12 protein-coding genes are annotated in these 15,114 nt (G+C 61.1%); 6 read left to right on the top strand and 6 right to left on the bottom strand.

From position 1 onward, the window contains the following. Positions 1-9: 9 nt before the first annotated feature. A complete protein-coding gene (locus I2G20_RS04370) occupies positions 10-1,158 on the top strand; it encodes a Gfo/Idh/MocA family protein (protein ID WP_196258467.1) in 1,149 nt (382 codons plus the stop codon). Positions 1,159-1,278: 120 nt separating this feature from the next. On the opposite strand, the gene rnd is transcribed toward I2G20_RS04370, so the two are convergent. After that, the gene (gene rnd / locus I2G20_RS04365; protein ID WP_196258466.1) at positions 1,279-2,436 is read right to left on the bottom strand and encodes a ribonuclease D; all 1,158 of its coding nucleotides are present in this window, start codon (positions 2,434-2,436) and stop codon (positions 1,279-1,281) included. Between the two features lie 74 nt (positions 2,437-2,510). Continuing rightward, complete coding sequence (locus I2G20_RS04360; protein WP_196258465.1) at positions 2,511-2,885, bottom strand: iron chaperone; 375 nt, start codon at positions 2,883-2,885, stop codon at positions 2,511-2,513. A gap of 159 nt (positions 2,886-3,044) precedes the next feature. Between I2G20_RS04360 and aspS the strand changes: the two genes are divergently transcribed. The 3 genes from aspS (at position 3,045) to I2G20_RS04345 (ending at position 8,936) form a co-directional block, all read left to right on the top strand. After that, entirely contained in the window at positions 3,045-4,841 is a 1,797-nt protein-coding gene (gene aspS / locus I2G20_RS04355) for an aspartate--tRNA ligase (protein WP_196258799.1), read from the top strand. 120 nt (positions 4,842-4,961) lie between these two features. After that, positions 4,962-6,548, top strand: coding sequence for an EAL domain-containing protein (locus I2G20_RS17455; RefSeq protein WP_196258464.1), 1,587 nt, complete (start codon positions 4,962-4,964; stop codon positions 6,546-6,548). 99 nt (positions 6,549-6,647) lie between these two features. Next, the gene (locus tag I2G20_RS04345; RefSeq protein ID WP_196258463.1) at positions 6,648-8,936 is read left to right on the top strand and encodes an NADP-dependent malic enzyme; all 2,289 of its coding nucleotides are present in this window, start codon (positions 6,648-6,650) and stop codon (positions 8,934-8,936) included. A gap of 35 nt (positions 8,937-8,971) precedes the next feature. Here I2G20_RS04345 and I2G20_RS04340 read toward each other — a convergent pair whose 3' ends face one another. From I2G20_RS04340 to I2G20_RS04330, 3 genes are all read right to left on the bottom strand, one after another. Continuing rightward, entirely contained in the window at positions 8,972-10,450 is a 1,479-nt protein-coding gene (locus tag I2G20_RS04340) for an AMP nucleosidase (RefSeq protein ID WP_196258462.1), read from the bottom strand. Between the two features lie 352 nt (positions 10,451-10,802). Continuing rightward, positions 10,803-11,384, bottom strand: a complete 582-nt coding sequence (locus I2G20_RS04335) for a DUF1176 domain-containing protein (protein ID WP_196258461.1) — start codon at positions 11,382-11,384, stop codon at positions 10,803-10,805. Between the two features lie 163 nt (positions 11,385-11,547). Next, positions 11,548-12,801 (bottom strand): aminopeptidase, encoded by a 1,254-nt coding sequence (locus I2G20_RS04330; RefSeq protein ID WP_196258460.1) that lies wholly within the window; start codon positions 12,799-12,801, stop codon positions 11,548-11,550. A 95-nt stretch (positions 12,802-12,896) separates the two neighbouring features. On the opposite strand from I2G20_RS04330, the gene I2G20_RS04325 reads away from it, so the two are divergent. Further along, positions 12,897-14,111, top strand: a complete 1,215-nt coding sequence (locus I2G20_RS04325) for a TIGR03862 family flavoprotein (protein ID WP_196258459.1) — start codon at positions 12,897-12,899, stop codon at positions 14,109-14,111. On the opposite strand, the gene I2G20_RS04320 is transcribed toward I2G20_RS04325, so the two are convergent. Further along, positions 14,108-14,500, bottom strand: coding sequence for a GFA family protein (locus tag I2G20_RS04320; RefSeq protein ID WP_196258458.1), 393 nt, complete (start codon positions 14,498-14,500; stop codon positions 14,108-14,110). The two genes, I2G20_RS04325 and I2G20_RS04320, sit on opposite strands and share 4 nt — an antisense overlap. Before the next feature lie 131 nt (positions 14,501-14,631). Between I2G20_RS04320 and I2G20_RS04315 the strand changes: the two genes are divergently transcribed. Beyond that, positions 14,632-15,090, top strand: coding sequence for a YbaK/EbsC family protein (locus tag I2G20_RS04315; RefSeq protein ID WP_196258457.1), 459 nt, complete (start codon positions 14,632-14,634; stop codon positions 15,088-15,090). Positions 15,091-15,114 lie beyond the last annotated feature (24 nt).

The following is a 15,114-nucleotide window of genomic DNA, read 5'->3' as shown; positions in this document are numbered from 1 at the left end:
GACGAATCAATGGCTGAAAACGGAAAGCGTCCCATTCGCCTCGGTATGGTCGGCGGCGGCACCGGTGCCTTCATCGGCTATGTGCACCGCATTGCCTCGCGGCTGGACGGCGACTATCAGCTCGTTGCCGGGGCGTTGTCGTCCCGGCCTGAGGTGGCAAGGGAATCGGGAAAGAATCTCGGGCTGGCCGAGGACCGCATCTATACCGATTTTGCCGAAATGGCCCGGGCGGAGGCTGCGCGCGAGGACGGGATCGAGGCGGTTTCGATCGTCACGCCAAACCACATGCACTTTGCGCCCGCCAAGGCGTTTCTCGAAGCCGGCATCCACGTCATCTGCGACAAGCCACTGACGGCCACGCTTGAGGACGCGCGAGCCCTTAGGGCGGTGAAGCCCAAGAATGATGCCAAGTTCCTGCTGACCCACAACTACACTGGTTATCCGCTGATCCGGCAGGCGCGCGAGCTCGTGGCTTCGGGCGCCTTGGGCAAGATCAGGGTCGTCCAAATGGAGTATGCGCAGGACTGGCTTGCGGTCGAAGCGGATGCGGACAACAAGCAGGCCTCCTGGCGTACAGATCCAGCACGATCCGGGGCAGGGGGGGCCATTGGGGACATCGGGACCCACGCCTATAACCTGGCGCGCTATGTCACTGGGCTCAAGACCGAGGCTGTCTCGGCCGATCTGACGGCCTTCGTGCCGGGCCGGAAGCTCGACGACAACGTCCACATCATGCTGCGCTTTGAGGGCGGAGCCAAGGGTATGCTCTGGGCGAGCCAGGTTGCTGTGGGTAAGGAAAACGGCCTGCAGCTGCGCATTTATGGCGAGAAAGCAGGCATCGAGTGGCAGCAGGAAAATCCCAACTACATGTGGTACACCGAGTTCGGAAAGCCCAGGCAGCTTCTAACGCGCGGCGGAGCCATCGATGCGCCGCCTGCGGCCTCGATGGGCATCCGCATTCCGACCGGACACCCTGAAGGGTATCTCGAAGCCTTTGCGACGCTCTACAGCCAGTTCGCGGCGGTCATCCGGGGCGAAGGGCAGGATTTCGAGGCCTTGTTGCCAACCCTCGATGACGGCGTTGAAGGCGTAGAGTTCATCGTGGCTTCGGTGGAATCGTCCAAAAACGACAGCCGTTGGACAAAGCTGGGCGCCTAGGCCGTCTCGCGCACTCATCCAACACAAACTTCACCCCGGGAAGCCTTCCCGGGGTTTAGAAAATGCAGGGCCGATCCGGCGATAAGTGCCGGACAGTCTTAGACTGTTTGCCTGTGCAGGTTATTCCAGATCCACGGGCACCTCGACGACGCCCTTGCGCGTTGCTGCGAGCGCGAGGCGCCCGTGTTTGACGGCGAGGGCTTTTTCTCCGAACAGCTTGCGCCGCCAACCGCGAAGGGCGGGCACGTCGGCGTTGTCATCGAGGACGATCGCATCGATGTCGTCGGACGAAGCGATGATGCGGGTAGCAACCCCATTTTTGTCGGCGACCGCTTTGAGGAGCACGCGCAGCAGATCCCCGATTGCACCCTTGGGTGACGGGCCGCGCGGCTTTTCGGGCACTTTCGGGAGTGCCGTCTTGTCTAAGGCCTCGATAGTCTTCAGGACCTCGATGATTTCGGTCGCAGCAGAAGACCGCCCATAGCCACGCGGCACGGCGCGGAGCTTTTCGAAGGCGTCCGGCGTCATGGGGCGCTGGGTCGCGAGTTCGGAAAGCGCATCGTCCTTCAGGACCCGGCTGCGTGGCTGGTCGTTCCGCTGGGCCTTACGCTCGCGCCATGCGGCCAGCGCCTGCAGGGCCGCGAGATCGCGGGGCCGATTGACCTTGGCCTTGAGGCGCTTCCAGGCCTCCTCGGGCTTTGTGACGTAGGTATCGACGCTGGCGAGGATCGCCATTTCGTCCTCCACCCAGCTATGGCGCCGAGTCTTGTCGATTTCGGTACGCAGGGCCGCATAAATATTGCGCAGGTGGGTGACGTCGGCCAAGGCATAGGTAAGCTGTTTTTCGGACAGGGGACGCGCCGACCAGTCGGTAAAGCGCGAACTCTTGTCGAGTTGTTCGCCGACCACGGACCGCACGAGATTGTCGTAGGAAACGCTATCACCATGCCCGCAGACGCTGGCGGCGATCTGGGTATCGAACAGGGGCCTGGGAACCTCGCCGAACAGCTTGACGAAGATTTCTATGTCCTGGCGGGCGGCGTGGAAGACCTTGGTTATGTGATCGGCGGCCAGAAGCTCGGCGAACGGATCGAGGGAAAGGTCGTCCGCCAAGGGGTCGATGATGACCGCGCGCTCCGGCGTTGCAGCCTGCACAAGGCAGAGTTTTGGCCAATAAGTCGTTTCGCGGAGAAATTCGGTATCTACGGTGACGAAATCGTAGTTGGCTGCATCCTTGCAAAACGCAGCGAGGGCCTGCGTCGTGGTGATAACCTGCATAGGGTTCGGTTCTTGAAGTTGTTTAAAACTGTTGCCGATTTCGTAACAGGTTGGCGGCGCGGGGCAAAGCCCGTTTACATCCAGCGCGCGTCGTTCTCTTCGCAGTCGCGGACGCGGTAGGTGGCGATCTCCCGAAGCAGCGCCAAGGGTGGAGCCTCGCCGTGGGGAAAGCTGATGCCCGCGTCGGTCGTGCGATAGGCCGCGAGGCGATCCCTGAAGGCCTCGATGACCCTGGGCGTCGGGTAGAAATTGACAAACGATCTGAACGCAGCGAAGGAAAAGTATATCCGCCGGCCGGTAAAAGTGGGCGAGCCCCATTTGATCCCCTGCTCAGTGTGGGGCGCAACCTCTGCTAGACAGGCATGAATGGCCCGAAGGTTGGGCTGAGCGGCCTCAGGCGCAGCGGCGATATACTCTTCAATGGTTGCGGGCTTGCTCTCGCTGGCCATGGCGCACTCGCGGATTTTTCTCTATCGGATCATCATCGGATGCGCTGCTCCAGGATGCAAGGGCGGGGCTTGCTTTGGGCCCTACGCGCTTGACATTTCGGGCGTCTCATGCGCTTTTCCGCCACGCATTTCCCTTGGTTTCTCGAAAGACTTTCGATCATGCATCGCTACCGTTCGCACACCTGCGCCCAACTCAGCACGGGCGACGTGGGCCAGAATGCCCGGCTCTCGGGATGGGTGCATCGTATCCGCGATCATGGTGGGCTGCTGTTCATCGACCTGCGCGATCATTACGGCCTGACCCAGTGCGTCGTGGATCCCGATTCTCCGGCGTTCAAGCTGGCGGAAACCGTGCGCGCAGAATGGGTGATCCGCATCGATGGCGAGGTGAAGGCGCGTACGCCCGAAACCGTCAACAAGAACCTGCCCACCGGTGGCGTCGAAGTCTTCATCCGCGACATCGAGGTGTTGGGAAAGGCCGCTGAACTCCCCTTGCCGGTGTTCGGCGAACCGGACTACCCCGAAGATACGCGCTTGCGCTATCGTTTCCTTGATTTGCGGCGCGAAACGCTGCATGCCAACATCGTCAAGCGTAGCAGGATCATTTCTGCCATGCGGGCGGGTATGACCGAGGCAAGTTTTGGCGAATATTCGACGCCCATTCTCACGGCGTCCTCGCCGGAAGGAGCGCGCGATTTCCTCGTGCCGAGCCGTATCCATCCGGGCAAGTTCTTCGCGCTGCCACAGGCGCCGCAGCAGTATAAGCAATTGCTTATGGTGGCTGGGTTCGACCGGTATTTCCAGATTGCCCCTTGCTTCCGGGACGAGGATCCGCGTGCCGACCGCCTGCCGGGCGAGTTCTACCAGCTCGACCTCGAGATGAGTTTTGTGACCCAGGAGGAAATCTGGGACACGCTCACGCCCATCATTACCTCGGTCTTCGAGCAGTTCGCGGACGGCAAGAAGGTCACGAAGGACTGGCCGCGTATCCCTTACGACGTTGCGATGCGCAAATACGGTACGGACAAGCCTGACCTGCGTAACCCCATCGAGATGGAAAACGTCACCGATCACTTCCGCGATTCCGGGTTCAAGGTTTTCGCCAATCAGATCGCTGCCGACCCCCAGGTGGAAGTCTGGGCCATTCCGGCAAAAAACAAGGCCGGGGCCGAACCGATCGGCCGCGCCTTCTGCGACCGCATGAATGCGTGGGCGCAGGGTGAAGGCCAGCCGGGTCTTGGCTATATTTTCTTTAAGGAGGGCGCGGGATCCGGCCCGATTGCAAAGAATATCGGCGAGGAACGCACGGAAGCGGTGCGCGCGCAACTTGGTCTTGCTGATGGGGATGCGGTGTTCTTTGTCTGCGGCGTTCCGGGCAAGTTCGTCAACTTCGCCGGCGCGGCGCGGACCAAGGTGGGCATCGATCTGGACCTTGTCGACAAGGACAGCTTCGAGTTCTGCTGGATTGTCGACTTCCCCTTCTTCGAGTGGGACGAAGACGAAAAGAAGCTCGACTTCGCCCACAACCCGTTCTCGATGCCGCAGGGCGGACTCGATGCGCTGATGAACGCCGATCCCTTGACCATCAAGGCGTATCAGTACGATGCAGTTTGCAACGGCTACGAGATTGCCTCGGGTTCCATCCGTAACCAGCAGCCCGAAACCATGGTTGCCGCCTTCGAAAAGGTTGGACTTTCCAAGGCTGACGTCGAGGAAAAGTTTGGCGGTCTTTATCGCGCCTTCCAGTACGGCGCACCACCGCATGGTGGTGCTGCGTTCGGCATCGACCGAATCGTGATGCTCCTGTGCGGCGTCCAGAACCTGCGCGAGATCACGCCGTTCCCGATGAACCAGCAGGCCGAAGACCTCCTGATGGGGGCGCCGAGCGAGCCGACGCCACGCCAGCTTCGCGAGTTGCATCTGCGGGTCAACATGCCGACGGAAAAAAAGGCCTGAGGCCTTGTCGGTTCCAGCCCGCGAGCACCAGTTCGCGGGCTTTTCGCAACACCGTTAATGCGGGATTAAAAGCTTGCCGGATAGAGTTGGGCTGAGACCAATCCCAACTCAGGGCAGGACGTGCGATCAAAGAGATCACAGATACTGATCGTCGTCGTTGCAGCACTGGCCTTCCTGCCGGTTCTGGCCGTCGACTATGTTCTGGATGGGTATGCAAAGTCCCGCGAAACGAACAAGCTGCAGTCCGCGCTAGACGCAATTACCCATGACAGCCAGACAATTGTGCAAGACGCAGTGCTTTCACTGCGGCGCATCCTGCACAACAGCCCATCGCTTTGCACGCCGACCTTTTTCACCAACGTCAACCTGGAGTTGCAGCAGTCCATTTATCTGCGTCAGGTCGCCGTGGAAAACGCCGAGGGCATCCAATACTGCGCGGCCTATGGAAGTGGGGTGAATTACAGAGTCCTTTCCGGGTCTCTCGCCATTCCCGGCCACACCGAGACGCTCAGCGTGGTCGAACTTGAGGGCGAGGCTACGCCTCTGCTCAAGATTACCCAGCAATTCGGCGGGAATCGCGCGGTGTCGGCTTTTGTCGAGGCCGCGCCGCTGGTTGCACGCGAGGTCACTCCGATTGTCGGGAACATGCGGCATCTCGTGGTATCGTTGACCAATGGCGCCCCGATCATAATACGCGGGGATGCGATCGACTTCGCGGCCTTGGATGCGGACTACATCTTTGTGCGTTCCTTTGCGGGCGACATTCCGATCAAAGCCGAGGCTGGCGCCAGTTTTTCAGCCCTGCGCTCGTCCTACGCCGAGCTCGATTTCGGCTTTACGGCCGTAGCCTGCCTGATGGGTGTCCTTGTCCTCATCCTGATGCTCAAATACGCACGGCGCACGGACCTGCCTTCTTTCGATATCGAACGTGCGATCGTCGCAGGCGAGATGAAGCCGTATTACCAGCCGGTGATGAACCTCAAGACCGGCAAGTTGATCGGGTGCGAGGTGCTGGTGCGTTGGGTCAAGCGCAATGGTGAAGTCGTGCCTCCGGGCGCCTTTATCGACTATGCCGAAATGTCGGGTCTTGCCGTGCCGATGACGCTGAGCCTAATGGAGCAGGTCCGGTTCGATCTCGAGGAACTTTGCGCCGAAGTTCCCGACTTCAAGGTTTCCATCAACCTTTTCGAGGGCCATTTCCGGGACGGCACCATCGTCGACGATATCCAGTCGATATTCGGGGGCAGCGGCATTCGCTACACTCAACTGGTGTTCGAAATCACCGAACGGCGTCCGCTCGATGACAGGGATGCGGTCAATCATGTCGTCTCCGCCATGCACAAGCTCGGCGTCCGCATCGCGATGGACGACGCGGGTACCGGGCATTCGAACCTTGCTTATCTGCATACGTTGGGGATCGACATCGTCAAGATCGACAAGATTTTCGTCGACATGATCCGTGATCCGCATGTGCCGGTACCGGTTATCGATGGCCTCATCAGCATGGCCAAGGACATGGATATCGAAATCATCGCGGAGGGCGTCGAGACGCAGGAGCAGGCGCTGTACCTGCGTGCCAAGAACGTCTATTTCGCACAAGGATATCTGTTCTCGCCCCCGCTCAAGCTTTCCTCCTTCCTGGCGCTGGCAAACGCGCTCAAGCCTTCCGCGCGAGGATCGAACCTCAACGGCGATATGGCGGCCTGATTTTCAGCCTAAAGGCGTATTGGAAGACGGCCTTCAAGCCTTCCCTTTTTGTGTGTTTAGTGGCACCTAAGGCCGCGAAAAGCCTCTTGAGGAGACGGCATGACCGACGAACCGCGCGATCCGCAGAAAGCGTTGCGAGACGCTGCGCTGCACTTCCATAACTATCCCAAACCCGGGAAGCTCGAGATTGTTGCCACCAAGCCGCTGGCCAACCAGCGCGATCTCGCGCTCGCCTATTCGCCGGGCGTGGCCGCGCCGTGCGAGGAAATCGCCGCCGATCCTGAAACAGCTGCGCAATACACCTCCCGCGCAAATCTCGTCGCGGTCATCTCCAACGGGACGGCAGTCCTCGGGCTCGGCAATATCGGGGCGCTGGCATCCAAGCCGGTCATGGAAGGCAAGGCGGTTCTGTTCAAGAAGTTCGCGGGTATCGATTCCATCGATATCGAAATCGACGAGCAGGACCCCAAGAAGTTCATCGAAACCGTAGCGCCGCTCTGGCCTTCGTTTGGCGGCATCAACCTTGAGGACATCAAGGCGCCCGATTGTTTCGAGATCGAGGAAGCGCTGCGCGAGCGGATGCCGATCCCGGTATTCCATGACGACCAGCACGGAACGGCGATCATCGTCGCCGCGGCGGTGCTCAACGGGCTCAAGCTGGCCGGAAAGGATATTTCCAAGGTCAAGATCTGCACGTCCGGTGCGGGGGCGGCGGCGATTGCCTGCCTCAACATGCTGATCGCCGTCGGCGCCAGACGCGAAAACATCTGGGTGGCGGACCGTGACGGCCTCGTCACCAAGGCGCGGCATAACCTCGTCGACCGCTGGCGCGCTTCGTTCGCGCAGGATACCGACAAGACATCGCTCGCCGAAGTGATGGACGGCGCCGATATTTTCCTTGGTCTCTCGGCGGCCGGCGCGCTCAAGCCGGAAATGCTCAAAAACATGGCCAAGGATCCACTGATCCTCGCGCTTTCCAATCCGGTGCCGGAAATCATGCCCGAACTGGCGCAGGAAGCACGGCCCGATGCGATGATCTGCACCGGGCGCTCGGACTACCCCAACCAGGTAAATAACGTCCTCTGCTTCCCGTTCATCTTCCGCGGCGCGCTCGATGTCGGGGCGACTACGATCAACGAAGAAATGAAGGCTGCGGCAGCTCATGCCATCGCCAAGCTGGCACATGAACCCGTACTCGAGGCGATCCCGAGCGGGGCCTCGACCTTTGGGCGCGATTACCTCATTCCCAACCCGTTCGACCAGCGCTTGATCCTCCGCATTGCGCCGGCGGTCGCCAAGGCGGCCATGGATACCGGCGTGGCGCGGCGTCCCATCGAAGATTTCGACGCCTACAAGGATAGCCTCAACCGCTTCGTCTTCCGTTCGGGCATGGTGATGAAGCCCATGATCGAGCAGGCGAAGGGCAAGGGCATGCGCATTGCGTATGCCGATGGCGAGGACGAACGCGTGTTGCGCGCCACGCAGGTCATCCTGGAAGAGGGCATAGCAACGCCCATCCTGATCGGGCGGCCCTTCGTGATCGAGCAGCGGATCGAGCGTTTCGGGTTGGCTCTCCAGCCCGGCAAGGATTTCGAGATCGTCAATCCAGAGGACGATCCGCGATACAAGGACTACGTTTCACTGTTCCATTCGCTGGTGGGGCGGTCGGGGGTTACCCCGGATACGGCCCGCACAATCGTGCGCACCAATACCACAGTCATCGGCGCGCTGGCCGTCAAGCGCGGCGAAGCCGACGGGCTGATCTGCGGGTTGCAGGGGCGCTACATCAAGCACGTCCGCGACATCAAATCGATTATCGGGCTCAGTGAAGGCGTTTCCGACGTCTCCGCGCTTTCCATGCTCATCATGCCGCAAGGGGTTTTCTTCCTTGCCGACACGTATGTGACGATGGAGCCCAGTGCCGACGAGATCGTTTCGATCACGCTGCAGGCGCGGGACCATCTCAAGCGTTTCAACATCGAAGCCAAGGCCGCGTTGTTGAGCTACTCCAATTTCGGGTCGCGCGTCGGGGACAGCTCAATCAAGATGCACGAGGCCTACAACAAGCTCAAGCGGGTTGCTCCGGACCTCATTGTCGAGGGAGAGATGCAGGGCGACCTCGCACTCAACCAGGGCCTGCGGGAACGCTACATCCCGGATTCCGTGTTGAAAGGCGAAGCCAATCTCCTCGTTTTCCCCAATCTCGAAAGCGCCAATCTTTCCATGACCTTGCTCAAGGAAATGAACAATGCGCTTCCGGTTGGGCCGATCCTGATGGGAACGCGGGCACCCGCCCATATCCTTGCGCCTTCGGTCACCAGCCGCGGCATCGTCAACATGACGGCAATCACCGTCAATGAGGCGCTGGCGGCGGAGCGGGAAGAGTAGAACTCCGGGGCCCCGGTTTCATCGGGGCCCACCCATTACTGGAACGCCGTTTCCGCAAAGCTTCTGAGCTTGCGCGAATGCAGCCGGTCCGGCGGCTGGTTGCGAAGGATCTCCATCGCCTTGAGGCCGATCAGCAGGTGGCGGTTGACCTGCGTGCGATAGAAGTCCGATGCCATCCCGGGGAGCTTCAATTCTCCGTGCAGCGGTTTGTCCGACACGCAGAGCAGTGTGCCGTACGGCACGCGGAAGCGGAAGCCGTTGGCTGCAATCGTGGCACTTTCCATATCCAGGGCGATGGCGCGCGACTGGGACAGGCGACGCGAGATTTCGGTCTGATCGCGGAGCTCCCAGTTGCGGTTGTCGATGGTGAAGACCGTGCCTGTCCGCATAATGGCCTTTGCCTCTAGTCCTTCGAGATGGGTAACCTCCTCAACGGCGTCCTGTAGGGCCAGCTGGATTTCTGCGAGAGCGGGAATCGGCACGGTGACTGGCAGGTCGTCGTCGAGCACGTGGTCCTCGCGCACATAGGCATGGGCCAGCACGTAATCGCCAAGCGATTGAGAATTCCTGAGGCCCGCACAGTGACCCAGCATCAGCCATGCATGCGGGCGCAGGACGGCGACGTGGTCCGTGGCCGTTTTGGCATTGGAGGGGCCAACGCCGATGTTGATCATCGTGATGCCGCGACCGCTAGGGGCGGTGAGGTGATAGGCCGGCATCTGGGGCTGGCGGGTAGGGTGAACCCCGCTGGTTTCGCCGCCCTGGCGAGCGTTCATCGTGACGACATTGCCCGGCGCCACAAAACTCTCATAGAATTCATGTCCTTGGGCCATCCACATCTGGGCAAGGCGCGTGAATTCCTCCACGTAGAACTGGTAATTGGTGAAAATAACGAAGTTCTGGAAGTGCTCGGGCGTGGTGCCGGTATAGTGGTTTAGCCGGTGCAGCGAATAGTCGACGCGCGGCGCGGTAAACGCCGCCAACGGATAGGGGCCGCCGGCAGGTGGAATGAAGGTACCATTGGCGATCTCGTCATCCATATGGCCGAGATCGGGGACATCGAAAAGATCGCGCAATGGAACGCCGATGTCGAGGAGCACTTCCCCTTCGACCCGCTCGGTGGGATCGACCGCGAAATGGAGCGGGATCGGCGTTTCGGATTCGCCGACCTCGATTGGACCGCCGTGGTTCTTGAGGATGACGGCGAGATTTTCAATGAGATATTTGCGGTAAAGCCGGGGTTGGGTGACCGTGGTCTGGTAGAGACCGGGACTGTGTAGAAATCCGTAGGCAAGCCGCGAGTTTGCGTTTTGCTGGAAGCTGGTCGATAGCACCTGCACCCGGGGATAGTGTGCGCGCACCTTGCCCGGCGGTACAATCCCCTTGGTCAGATTGACCAGATGCTCGCGGATAAAGCCCGTATTCCGGTCATAGATCGCGCAGATATGGTCCCATGCCTTTTCCGGATCGGTAAAGGATTTGAGCGGCATCGGATCGGGGGTAACGAGCTTCATCGAATTTCCTGTTCTTGTTATTCTTGCCTGACTAGCCATGCCAGCATCCGTGCCGCCTTGCAATCGGGGGCAATTAATGCACGCCGGCATCACAGTTCGGTGATCGGGCCTTTAATTGTGGTACTGGCAGGCGATATTATTAGTCATCGGTCGAAGCGGCAAACGTGCCCCATGCAGGACGTTACGGATTTGTCGCGGCTTCGGCAGCGAAAAGTGCCCCCACTTTCGCTTATGTCGAATCGGCTGATGCGCGCTTTCGCCGAAGTCCCCCAAGCCCTCAACAGCGCGGCGGAGGTGCGATATAAATGAAGGCCGCAGTCGTCCGCCCGGCGCTGCGGCCTTTTCTTTGCGCTCAGGGATAATTGACAATCCGCTTGGGGTTGATCTCGCCATCGTATGAGGCGTCGACCTCGTAGCTTTTCAGCACGAAGCCCCCTCTGCTCCAGACCCAGGAACCCGAGGAGGATGCATCCCCGATCCCGCGCCATAATACATGGTCCGTGATCGTTTGCGTCTCGGGGTCGAACGTCGGATTGGTGAGCATCGATTGGGTTCTGAAGCCCTGCAGGTCGATCGATTCGACGGCACCATCCAAATCATCGTCCACGTATCGAACGTCGAAGTCCGGCACCGCAAAGCTGACCGGCATAGGCCCGTCAACGGGGTCAATGACGTAGAAAACGAGGTTTACGTTATATGCACCGGACGAACAGAAGAACTGATGGAGTTCGATCGAACGTTCCATATACGTGTATTCGTCCTCCCAAGTCAGTGTCCAGTTTTCGTCGGGATAGTACTCGGCGGCGGCCTGCCGGTCTTCAAGCATGCAGGCTTCGGAAAAGGCTGCCTGGAACGCGGCTTGTGCATCCTGCGCCAAGGCGGGGGCAGTGAGCGCGAGAATGCCTGCAACACTGGCGAAAATGGTTTTGGCCATCTGGAATGTCCCTCGTGAAATATCGACCGGCACATTGCCGCAGACACGACGTTCCGGGAAGCTGGAAATTGGGAAATCCGGGGTGAAAAACGCTTCGGGACGGGCCAAGCGGGAGAGTAATTGTGGACAGGAAGGGCCGGGGGACAACCCCGGCCTCTTTGCATCATTGTGCCCATTCACCCTTGCGGAACACGGGGACGCGGGTGCCGTCGGGCTTGATGCCGTCGATATCCATGTCGCCGGACCCGATCATCCAGTCGATGTGGATGAGGCTCGAATTGCCGCCGCGCGCCTTGATTTCGTCCTCGGAGAGCTTGTCGCCATCGACAAAGCATTCCGAGTAGCACTGGCCCATGGCGATATGGCAGGCGGCATTTTCATCGAACAGGGTATTGTAGAAGAGCAGCCCTGACTGGCTGATCGGCGATGAGTGGGGTACCAGCGCCACTTCGCCGAGGCGCCGTCCACCCTCGTCGGTATCGAGCACCTTGTTCCAGACCTCGCCGCCCTTGGTTGCGGTGACTTCGACGGCAACGCCATCCTTGAAGGTCATCTCGATATTCTCGATCAGCGTACCCTGGTGGGACAGCGGCTTGGTGGCGCGTACCTTGCCATTGACGCGGCGGGTGTGGGGGGTGGTGAACACCTCCTCGGTCGGGATGTTGGGGTTGCAGGTAATGCCGTTCTTGGCCTTGGACGCGCCGCCCTTCCAGGCGTGGCCATCGGCCAATCCCACCACCAGATCGGTGCCGGGGGCCGTGAAATGCAGGTCTGCGAAGTTCTGCGCATTGAGCCAGTCGCGACGGGCGTGGATTTCAGCATTGTGCTTCGCCCATTCGGCCACAGGATCTTCGCGGTCGACGCGGGACGCTGCAAAGATCGCATCGGCGAGCTTGCCAATCGCCTCGTCTTCCGGGAGTCCGGGGAAAACGAGCTGTGCCCATTTGGTGTTGGGATAGGAGACGATGTTCCAGTTGGTGGCAAAGCTCGTGATGCGCTGGATGGCGGGTTTGTAGGCGATCGAGGTCGCCTTGTTGGCGCGGGAGACCTTTTCGGGGTCTTCGTTGGCCAGCATCAGCGGGTTGTCGCCCGCGATGGCGAGGCGCGCGGTGTTGTTGTCGAAGGCCTTGGCCATGCCCTCGAACAGCCAGTCGGCGGCGGTGTCGAACGCACCGTCGGGGGCGTTGCGGAAGCGGGCGAGCGTGGTTGCCTCATCGGAATAGATGGTCGTCACAAGATGCGCGCCGGCCTTGTAAGCGTGCTCGGTGATGGCGCGAACGAGCGGCAGCGCAGTGATCGGCGCGGTCATCAGGAGGCTCTGGCCGGGCTTGAGCCCGAGCCCGGTGTGAATGGCGACTTGCGCGAGCTTGTCGAGCTTGTGGGGATCGACCTGAGGGAACGAGGGCAGGGCAGTCATGACGGGAACTCTTTTTGTCGTGGACTCATCGATTGAAGCGGCAGCCTATCGGGTCAACCCTTGCGCGTCCATCGGTGGCGGGGCATGAGGGAGCCATGAAAAACATCGGCATTATCGGCGGCGGCCCGGCGGGTTTGATGGCAGCGGAGGTTCTCTCGGCGGCGGGCCATCGGGTGACTGTTTACGAGGCCATGCCGACTGTAGGGCGCAAATTGCTGATGGCGGGCAAATCGGGGCTGAACCTCACGCATGCCGAGCCGCATGGGAATTTGCTTGCCCGGTTCGGTCCCGCGATGGATCGGCTCAAACCCGTGCTGGATGCCTTTACCGGCGAAGATATGCGCCACTGGGCGGCCGGGCTGGGGCAGGAGACGTTCGTGGGGACGTCGGGTCGGGTCTTTCCGGTTTCTATGAAAGCCTCGCCGCTCCTTCGCGCGTGGTTGGCGCGGCTGGAGGCGCAGGGGGGCAGCGTGCTGACGCGGCATCGTTGGTTGGGGTTTGCCGGTGCGGACGGCGGGACGGGGGTCTCCGCTCGGTTCGACACCCCCGAGGGACCGCATATCCATCAGTTCGACGCCGTGATCCTCGCGCTTGGCGGGGCAAGCTGGCCGCGGCTGGGATCGGATGCGGCCTGGGTGCCGTGGCTGGAGGCAGAGGGCGTTGCCGTTCATGCCTTCCGGCCGGCCAATTGCGGGTTCGATGTCGAATGGTCCGAGATTTTCGCCAGCCGGTTTGCCGGGCAACCGGTCAAGGCCGTGGCGGCGACCTCGCACGGGGGCACGACGCAGGGCGAACTTGTCGTGACTCGGACTGGCGTCGAGGGGAGCCTCGTCTATGCCCATTCCGCCGCGCTGCGCGATGCACTGGAGCGCGACAATAAGGCTGCGCTTATGCTCGATCTGATGCCCGGCCGGGAAGCGTCTCGGATTGCTCGCGATCTCGGAAAGGCCGGCAGCAAGGCGAGCTTTGCGAACCGGCTGCGCAAGGCGGGGCTCGATCCCGTCAAGGCGGCGCTGGTGCGTGAGTTTTCGTCCGAGGCCGGACGCGCCGACCCCGAGGCGTTGGCTCGCCGCATCAAGGCGCTCGAACTTCCCCTCGTGCGTCCCCGGCCGATTGCGGAAGCAATTTCGAGTGCGGGCGGGGTGGCGTGGGAGGCGGTCGATGAAAAGCTGATGCTCACGGCACTGCCCGGCGTATTCGTTGCGGGGGAAATGCTCGATTGGGAGGCGCCGACCGGCGGATATCTGCTCACCGCGTGTCTTGCGACGGGGCGCTGGGCGGGCAGGGGCGTTGCGGAATGGCTTGGCTAGTCTTCGGATCGCCCCGTAGACTCGCGATCCCGCGCATAGCGGTGTTTGAGCGGGAATGGCGGGAGCCAGGGTTCGCGGCGGATGGTCCAGTTCTCGTAGGTGGGTACGAGCTGGCCGGGCTCATCGAGGGTGCCGAGATGGACTTCGATTTCGTCAGCCCAGCGCGCGAAAACGGACGAGCCGCAGCGGGGGCAGAAGTGTCGTCCGGCATAATCGCGCGTTTCGCCCTCGACGGTCACTGCATCCTCGGGGAAGATCGCGGCGGCGAAAAACAGCGCGCCATGATGCTTACGACAATCGAGGCAATGGCAGAGGCCGACCCTGTAGGGGCGGCCCGCCGCCACGATCTTCACTTCGCCGCAGAGGCATCCGCCGGTGAATTTTTCCATGTTTGAGATACTCCACCTTCCCTCGCCCTATAATGACGCGCGCCTGCATTGCGATCCATACATGCGTGGCTTGAGCAGGGCTGGACGATTGTGTAACCCGTAACAATCCCTGTCCTTTTTCCGATTGAACCATGAGCCTCGCCACCGTCCGCGCCTTCCTTGCCGAACACGCCCCGGAAATCGAAATCATGGAGGCCGAAACCTCCAGCGCTACTGTGGCGCTGGCAGCGGAGGCGTTCGGGGTCGAGCCTGCCCAGATCGCCAAGACGCTGTCGCTGCGGGTGGGGGACAAGGTGTTGCTCGTCGTTACCAAGGGCACCGCGCGGCTCGACAACAAGAAGGCGCGCGCGGCGTTCGGCGGCAAGGTCAAGATGCTAGGGCTCGACGAGGTGGAGGCGATCACCGGGCATCCGGTGGGCGGGGTGTGCCCGTTCGGGCTGGCGCAGCCCCTGCCGGTTTATTGCGATGTGAGTTTGCGGGCGTTCGATATCGTCGTTCCGGCGGCGGGGAGCACGAACAGCTCGGTGCGGATTGCGCCGGGCCGGCTGGCGGAGATCACCGGAGCGCAATGGGTGGATGTGGGCGAGTAGCGGCGGGCTTTCGATCCGTGCTAT

This window comes from Pelagibacterium limicola, assembly GCF_015694405.1.
Lineage (GTDB): Bacteria > Pseudomonadota > Alphaproteobacteria > Rhizobiales > Devosiaceae > Pelagibacterium > Pelagibacterium limicola.
This window is presented reverse-complemented; position numbering and strand designations above follow the sequence as displayed.